The following is a 7,983-nucleotide window of genomic DNA, read 5'->3' as shown; positions in this document are numbered from 1 at the left end:
GGAGCAGGACGCCGCGGTGCGTCTCGCGCGAATCGGATCCGACGGTGCCGCAGGCTATCTGAACGTCGATCGGGACGGGGCCTTCCCCGCGGAGCTGGCCGGCCTGATCGAGGCCGCACCCCGGACGACCGTCGAGGAACTCGACTGCTTGCTCGCCGCCGACGCGGTCACCCTCGTCGACATCCGCAACCCCGGTGAGCGCGAGTTCGGGACGATCCCGGGCGCGGTGCCGATCCCGTTGGCGCAGTTGCGCGCCCGCCTGGACCAGGTGCCGGTCGGCAAGCCGATCGTGGTGCACTGTGCCGGCGGGTGGCGTTCGAGCGTGGCGGCATCGCTGCTGCGGGCGCAGGGTTTCGGGAACGTCACCGACCTGCTCGGCGGTTACAACGCCTGGGCAGAATCCCACACCCTTGCTTGATCATCGACTATTCGCATTCCACGAGATCGCGTACCGAGGAGAATTGTCATGTGTTACCCCGTCACCTGCGCGAACTGCGGAAAGACCGGATGGGGTGGATGCGGACAGCATGTCGACGCCGTCATGGCATCCGTACCCGTCGCCGACCGCTGCACCTGCCATCGGGAGACCGGACCTGCCCATGTCGAGCGCCGCAGCGTCCGCGCTCTCTTCCGTCGGTGACCATAGGCGGTCAGATGCGTGACCGGGCAGCTCGCCAGTCCCTCATCGGCGCAGAGCAGAAGGACCCCCGACAACGCCTCGCCGCAGCGCAACCAGTCCAGACGTGTATCGGTGGTAGTCGACAGCAGCAGCAAGGCGGCGCGGTCCGGTGCGTCCCGCCCACCACCGGCGGTGCCTGCAGGAAACTCCCGTTCCGTGGCGACCGTCCGATGCGCTGGGGGCAGCGCGTCGGCGGGGACCCCTTCGGGATACACCACCTGGCCGGTCCACCAGGTCAGTTCCGCTTCGTAGTCGGGATCGGCTCGGCGTAGCCCGCTGATCCGCCGGGACAGGTCCTCGAGGGCGGGCCGCTGATGTTCATCGATCACACCGAGCTGTACACCGGTGCCCTCGACGAGGTCCTGCAATCGGGCAACGGTCCTCGGCCACTGCGGTGGGGCGTCCATCAGGAGCCGCTCGGTCCGTCGACGCTCGATCGCGGCCGCTATCCGTAACGCCTGCTCGGGGACGGCGGGGGTACGACGGAACCGGAGCGTGGCCAACAGATCGTGGTACGACGCGGGCGTCAGCCGGTCGATGTCCGCCGCCCACCCGGGCGAGCAGTGCAGTTTGCAGGTGGTGCAGCACCGCTCCGCAGGAGAGCACCATCTGGCGACCCGAGGGGTCGGTGGCCGGCAGGATGCGCTCGGGGTCGCTGAACAACCTCAATTCGGTCGTGCCGAGAACCCACCGCCAGGGCTGACTGTTGTGCAGGGACGGTGCGCGGCAGGCCGACGCGACCACCGACTCGAGCGTGCGGCGGTCCGGCATCGTCTCCGCAAAAGTCCCCATGCTCGTGTGACGTCACTTCCTGCCGGCGAACCGGGGGCGTCCCGGACCGCGGTGACCCGTGCAGTCCAGTCTCGCGCGTGCCCCTGCCGTACGAGTAGGGCCCGAGGTCCCCATCGGAACCCTCGAGCCGCCCCAGGACGGGCGCATTGTCCGGATCCACATGAAGGAAGCAGGCCCTCCCGTCGCCACGCCTACCGGCGGTGTCGTTGTCCGCCGCGGGCGTGGTCACCGCACGATCAGCAACGGACAGGTGACGGTGTGTATCAGGGCGCGACTGGTCGAACCCAGCAGCATCCCGGAAAAACCACCGCGTCCGCGTCGCCCGATCACCAGCAGCTGAGCGTGCGCGGCCTGTTCGCGCAGATTGTGCGCGGGTTGGTCCATCACCATCACCGGACGGACCGGCACGTCCGGATACCGCTCGGCGTATCCGGCCAAACTCTCCGACAGCAGGACTTTTTCGCTCGTTTCCATTGTTTCCCAGTCGATGCCGACTTGGAACGGGGAGCGGACGGTGAGGTCGGACCAGGCGTGGACGGCCACCAGTTCCACCCCTCGCAGCGCGGCTTCCTCGAACGCGGCGGTGACGGCGTGTTCGCCGGATTCGGATCCGTCCACACCGACCACGACCGGCCCGGTGATGTCGGTGACCTCGACGTGCGGCAGGTCCCGCACGACGACCACCGGGGCGTGGGCATGCGCCACGACGGCGGCGCTGACCGAACCGAGAAACATCCGCTCGAGCACATTCCGGCGCCCACCTCCGACCACGACCATCAGCGCCGAGGTCGAGCACTCGAGCAGCTCATGGATCGGCCCTCCCCAACCGAGCCGGGTGTCGATATCGAGGCTCTGCTCCGGGACGGTCCTGCCCGCGCAGTCGACGGCCTCGTCCAGGTGCGTGCGCGCCTCGAGTTCTTCCTGCTCGAAGAATGAGGCGGACAGTCCAATCGGAACACCGTAGGTGCTCCGATTCGGCATCGCCGCCAGTATGGACAGGGGGACGTGGCGTCGGGCGGCTTCCTGCGCTGCCCACGCCACGGCTTGCAGCGCGGAAGGCGATCCGTCGACTCCTACCACGATCGATCGGCGCATGGTCATGGCGAGTTCCTTCGACAGGAGAAGAGCGTGTCCGGCATCGTCATCGGTGTCCCCTCCGGTGGGGTGCGTCGGCGCTGTCGCCGTCAGGGCACGATCATCAGGGGGCAGGGAACGGTGTGCAGCAGCATCCTGGTGGTCGACCCGATCCGCATGTTCGCAAAGCCGCCGCGTCCGCGGCTGCCGACGACCACCAGTCGCGCCCCATCAGCGAAGTTCTGCAACTGACGGACGGGCCGGTCCAGGGCGACGATCGCGCGGACCCGCACCTCGGGGTACTGCGGCGCGTACCTGGCCAGGTTCTCGCTCAGGAGCGTCCGCTCCCGAGCTTCGATTCCGCCCCAGTCGAGGGTCCGGCGGAAGGGCAGGTTCATCTCGGCATCGGACCAGACGTGCACCGCCACCAGCTCGGCGCTATGTAGCGATGCCTCCTCGAATGCCGCAGTCACCGCCCGCGTGCTGCAGTCGGATCCGTCCACGCCGACGACGATCGGGCCGGACAGATCCGAGACCGAGATATAGGGCAGATCCTGCACGATCACCACCGGTCCGCAGGCATGGGTGACCACCGCGGCCGCGACCGACCCCAGAAGAGCGCGTTCGACCACACTGCGGCGGCCGGCGCCGAGCACCACCAGCACCGCCGCGCTTGATCGTTCGATCAGCTCCGCGGCCGGTGGACCGGTACACAGATGGGACTCGATCTGCACTCCCGCGACGGTGTCGGATGCGTGTTTGGCGGCCTCGGCGAGTCGCTGCCGGCCGTCGAGTTCTTCCTGCTCGAAAAATGCCGTCGGCATACCTATGGGGATGCCGGGGGTGCCACGCCCGGGCACGGTCGTGACCAGCGACAACGGTATCTTCCGCAGCGAGGCTTCCCGTGCGCCCCAGGACACCGCTTGGAAGCACTGTTCGGATCCGTCGACTCCGACGACGATGGAACGGTGCGTGGCCATCTCGGCTCCTCGGATCCGGGGCGGGATTTCCCGGGTCTTTCCATCGTCACCGGGCTCGGATCGATACCGTAGAGGCGAAGGTCCCCCATCACAGGCCGAGTGTGGTCGTGCTTCGCTCGGTCGTCCGCTGGATCAGCGCCGAACGTCCACCACCGAAGGCACACGATGACAACCTTGGTGCTCGGCAGCGCCATCCACAACGGGCAATGTCTTCCCGACGCTACCGCAGCGGTCGAACGACTCGACCTGCCCGCACATCAATGTGCGGTATGGGCGTTTTCGGTGTCGTCGGTGGGTGCGACGAGCACGACTCTCTCCCCTCGGGTGGCACGATATCTACGGCGCGTCATGTCCGAACCCGACGCAGTACAGATGTTGCGGACCCGCACCGAGCTCCGGGATCACCGGTTCTTCGCCGGCGCGATCGCCCCCGGCGACTGGCCAGGCTTCGGACGCATCGTCTTTCGCCTCATGGGCGGGCGATACGGCGACGCACGGGACTGGCACGACATCGACACATGGGCCCGGACCATCGGCGGTGAGATCACCGACAACCGGCACTGACCACGCCGTACCGGGCAGACGCCCCGGTTGGACGGCGGAGCGGCAGTCCGGCACCGGACCAATTGCCGACCGTGGTGGCCCCGACAGTGCCATGATCAGAGCACCACGTCATCGCGACGCGGGACCTCCTGCGGCGGTACACCCGACTCGGGAGGAAGTGCTGCTTCCCGGGGAAGGCGCCGTGTACCAGCCAGATCACCAGCACGCCGCCCGACCGGATGCCGCCAGACCGGTGATCGACCTGCGCCACCACGAGGCGGTTCTTGTCGACCTCGGCGTGATGATCGACTACCCCACCGCCGGTGCGCTGCTGCACCAACTGCAGGCTGCGAAAATCCATGTAGCAGTGTTCTTCCAGGGCGGTGGACCGCACACACTGCGCGAAACACCGGGTCTCGACGCTGCACCGCTGATCCGACTCGACGACGCCTCTCCCCGACAAGCCGCGGCGGGACTGCACGTTTCACCCGCGCTGACCGTCGTGCTCACCGCCGACGACGAGGTCGCCGCCGCGGCGCACCGAGCCGGGTTCGCCCTGGTGATCGTCGTCAGCGGCCCGGACAGCGCCGGGGCATCCCGCCGACAGCACACCGTGATGGTCGTCGGCGATCCCAGCGAGATCGACCTGCGCGCGGGCGATCTGCACCTGTCGGCGATCCCCGACGCCCTCACTTCCCGGCACGAGGTGGCAGCCCTGCTGCGCGTGCGCACCCCGGCGATCCTGCTCGACTTCGACGGCACCTTGGCCAACATCGTGCCGGATCCGGACGCCGCAACTCTTCCCGACGGCACCGGCGCAGCATTGCGGCGACTGGCGGCGGCCTGCCCGGTCGCGGTGATCAGCGGCCGCGATCTGACCGACGTGCAGGCACGGATCGGGATCCCCGGGATCCGGTATGCGGGCAGCTACGGCAGCGAACTCGCCGGCCCGCACGGCGAACGGTACGACGATCCCGACGCGGTGGCCGCCATTGCGCTCCTGACCCAGGTGTCCCGACGCCTCGAACACCGGCTGCGCGCGATCCCGGGTGTCGTGGTCGAACACCGCCGCTTCGTCGTCACCGTCCACTGGCGCGCCGCGCCCCCCGAGTGCGTCGAGGACGTCACCACGGCCGTCGCCGAGATCGCAGGAGCACAGGATCGCCTCCGGATTCTGCGCGGCCGCAAAGTGTTCGAGGTGATCTCTGCGCGTGCACCGGACAAGGGAGCGGCGCTGCGCCGGATCCTCGATCAGGTCACCGAACCTCAGGCACTCGTGCCGATCTACTTCGGTGACGATCCGACCGACGAGGATGCCTTCGACGCCCTCGCCGACAAAGGGATCGGCATCGTCGTCCGCAGTGAGGAAGCCGACGACCGCCGCTCCGCCGCCCATTTCGCCGTGAACAGTCCCGAGCAGGTGCGCGACGTGCTGACTCGCCTGGCGGATCTGCTCGACCGCGACCCCGCCACCCCATCTCAAGCGGGTGAGTGGATCTTGTACTTCGACGGCTACGACCCCCCGCACGAGAAGCTGCGTGAGGCGCTGTGCACGGTGGGCAACGGCTACTTTGCCACCCGCGGGTGCGCACCGGAATCCTCGGCAGGGGCTCTGCACTATCCGGGCACCTACATCGCGGGCCTGTACAACCGTCTGCACGACGATCGCGACGGTGTCCCGATCGCAAACGAAAGCCTGGTCAACGCCACCAACTGGCTACCGTTGACCTTCCGCATCGACGACGGGGAGTGGTTCGATGTCGACACCGTCGAGCTGCTCGACCACCGCCAGTACCTGAATCTGCGCCGCGCGGTGCTGACCCGACGGCTGCGCTGGCGCGACCGGCAGGGCCGCACGACCACCCTCGTCCAACGCCGCTTCGTCGCCATGCACCTGCCGCATGTCGGCGCGATGCAGACCACGGTGATGGCCGAGAACTGGAGCGGCACCATCGAGTTCCGCTCCATGCTCGACGGTGCGGTTCGCAACACCCTCGTCGACCGCTACCGCGATCTGTCCAGTGATCACCTCGAACGCCTCGTCGCCACCGAAACCACCCCCGATACGGTGGTGCTGACGATGCAGACCACCCAGTCCCGCATCCCGGTTGCGACCGCGGCGCGCACCACTATCTGGTCCGATGGACACCGCTGTGAAGGCCGATACCGGTACGTCGAGGATGACGACGGGGCCGAGGTCGGCGCCGGCGAAAGGATCGGCCACCTGATCACCGTCGACCTCGAGACCGGCGGTGCAATCGTCGTCGAGAAGACCGCGACCGTGTTCACCGGCCGCGATCACGCCGTCTCCGAGCCGGCCGACGCCGCCGAGCGTCTGCTCGCCGGTGTAGGCCGCTTCGACGAGATCCTGGATGGGCATGTTCTGGCATGGGAGCACCTGTGGGACCGCGTCGACATCGATCTTGCCCACCACCCGTACGAGTCCCGGATCGTACGCTTTCATCTGCTGCACCTGCTGCAGACCGTCTCGCGTAACACCGCCGACCTCGATGTGGGAGTGCCCGCCCGCGGACTGCACGGGGAGGCCTATCGCGGTCACATCTTCTGGGACGAATTGTTCGTCTTCCCGGTGCTGAACCTGCGCGAGCCGGCGCTGACCCGGTCACTGTTGCAGTACCGCTACCGGCGGCTACCCGAAGCGCGTCGTGCGGCGGCCGCCGCCGGCTACCGAGGGGCGATGTATCCGTGGCAGTCCGGCAGCGACGGCCGGGAGGAAAGCCAGCAGCTGCATCTGAATCCACGCTCGGGACGGTGGCTTCCCGATGCGAGTTGGCGACAGCACCACATCGGCATCGCGGTCGCCTACAACGTCTGGCACTACTACCAGGTCACCGGCGATCTGGAGTTTCTCGCCGATCAGGGAGCAGAGGTGCTGATCGAGATCGCCCGATTCTTCGCCTCTCTGGCTTCCTACGACCGGTTCCGCTCCCGGTACAGCATCCGCGGGGTGATGGGCCCCGACGAGTTCCACTCCGGGTATCCGCATGCCCCGTACGGCGGGGTCGACAACAATGCGTACACCAACATCATGGCGGTTTGGGTGATTCACCGGGCGATCGAGGCGCTCGACCTCGTCCCCGACCGCTATCGCGCCGAACTCGTCGACCGGCTGCGCCTCGATGCCGAGGAGATGGTCCGGTGGTCCGATCTCGGCCGCCGCATGGTCGTTCCCTTCCACGACGGGGTCATCAGCCAATTCGACGGTTACGCCGAGCTGTCCGAACTCGATTGGGATCACTACCGCGAACGCTACGGCGACATCCGCCGCCTCGACCGCCTGCTCGAAGCCGAAGGTGACGACGTCAACCGTTATCGGGCATCGAAGCAGGCCGACGTGGTCATGTTGTTCTATCTGCTCTCTGCCGACGAACTCCGTGACCTGCTGCAGCAGCTGGGATACGGTCTCGAACCCGAGGCGATTCCACGCACGATCGAGTACTACCTCGCCCGCACCTCCCACGGTTCGACCCTGAGCGCCGTGGTGCACGCATGGGTGCTGGCGCGAGGGCACCGCGATCGGGCAATCCGCTATTTCGAGCAGGTCCTCGCCTCCGACATCACCGATATCCAGGGCGGGACGACCGCCGAGGGCATCCACCTCGCGGCCATGGCCGGCAGCATCGATCTGCTGCAACGTTGTTTCACCGGACTCGAGGTACGCGGTGACCGGCTGATCCTCTGCCCCCAGTGGCCCGACACGTTGGGAACCCTGGAATTCCCGATCTACTATCGCGGCCGGCAACTGTGGCTCAAGGTCAGTGGCCGTTCGATCGAGATCACCGCCGAATCGGGACATCAACCGCCGATCGAGATCATGTGCCGCGATTCGCTCGTCGTCCTGCACCCCGGTAGTAGTGTCACCGTGAGCTGACCGCGCCGACCACCGCTGCCCTC

7 protein-coding genes are annotated in these 7,983 nt (G+C 67.5%); 5 read left to right on the top strand and 2 right to left on the bottom strand.

The features are described 5' to 3' along the window. From ACPCXD_RS22300 to ACPCXD_RS22935, 3 genes are all read left to right on the top strand, one after another. Positions 1-418: rhodanese-like domain-containing protein (locus ACPCXD_RS22300; RefSeq protein ID WP_423661157.1), on the top strand; the 418-nt coding region annotated here is incomplete at its 5' end. A 48-nt stretch (positions 419-466) separates the two neighbouring features. Then, positions 467-640: a DUF8730 family Cys-rich protein gene (locus tag ACPCXD_RS22940; RefSeq protein ID WP_514132889.1), complete on the top strand. Its 174-nt coding sequence runs from the start codon at positions 467-469 to the stop codon at positions 638-640. A 353-nt stretch (positions 641-993) separates the two neighbouring features. Continuing rightward, positions 994-1,134 (top strand): hypothetical protein, encoded by a 141-nt coding sequence (locus tag ACPCXD_RS22935; RefSeq protein WP_229564862.1) that lies wholly within the window; start codon positions 994-996, stop codon positions 1,132-1,134. Between the two features lie 562 nt (positions 1,135-1,696). On the opposite strand, the gene ACPCXD_RS22290 is transcribed toward ACPCXD_RS22935, so the two are convergent. Continuing rightward, positions 1,697-2,572 carry a universal stress protein gene (locus tag ACPCXD_RS22290; RefSeq protein ID WP_229564861.1) on the bottom strand — a complete coding sequence of 292 codons (876 nt, stop codon included), beginning with the start codon at positions 2,570-2,572 and terminating at the stop codon, positions 1,697-1,699. Between the two features lie 83 nt (positions 2,573-2,655). Further along, on the bottom strand, positions 2,656-3,525 hold the full coding sequence (locus ACPCXD_RS22285) for a universal stress protein (RefSeq protein ID WP_229564860.1): 870 nt from the start codon (positions 3,523-3,525) through the stop codon (positions 2,656-2,658). 99 nt (positions 3,526-3,624) lie between these two features. Between ACPCXD_RS22285 and ACPCXD_RS22280 the strand changes: the two genes are divergently transcribed. Both ACPCXD_RS22280 and otsB read left to right on the top strand, forming a co-directional pair. Continuing rightward, positions 3,625-4,089 (top strand): hypothetical protein, encoded by a 465-nt coding sequence (locus ACPCXD_RS22280; protein WP_420714434.1) that lies wholly within the window; start codon positions 3,625-3,627, stop codon positions 4,087-4,089. Between the two features lie 280 nt (positions 4,090-4,369). After that, positions 4,370-7,960, top strand: a complete 3,591-nt coding sequence (gene otsB / locus ACPCXD_RS22275) for a trehalose-phosphatase (RefSeq protein WP_423661158.1) — start codon at positions 4,370-4,372, stop codon at positions 7,958-7,960. The last annotated feature ends 23 nt before the right edge of the window (positions 7,961-7,983 follow it).

This window comes from Rhodococcus sp. AB351 (assembly GCF_049538275.1).
Classification (GTDB): Bacteria; Actinomycetota; Actinomycetes; order Mycobacteriales; family Mycobacteriaceae; genus Rhodococcus.
This window is presented reverse-complemented; position numbering and strand designations above follow the sequence as displayed.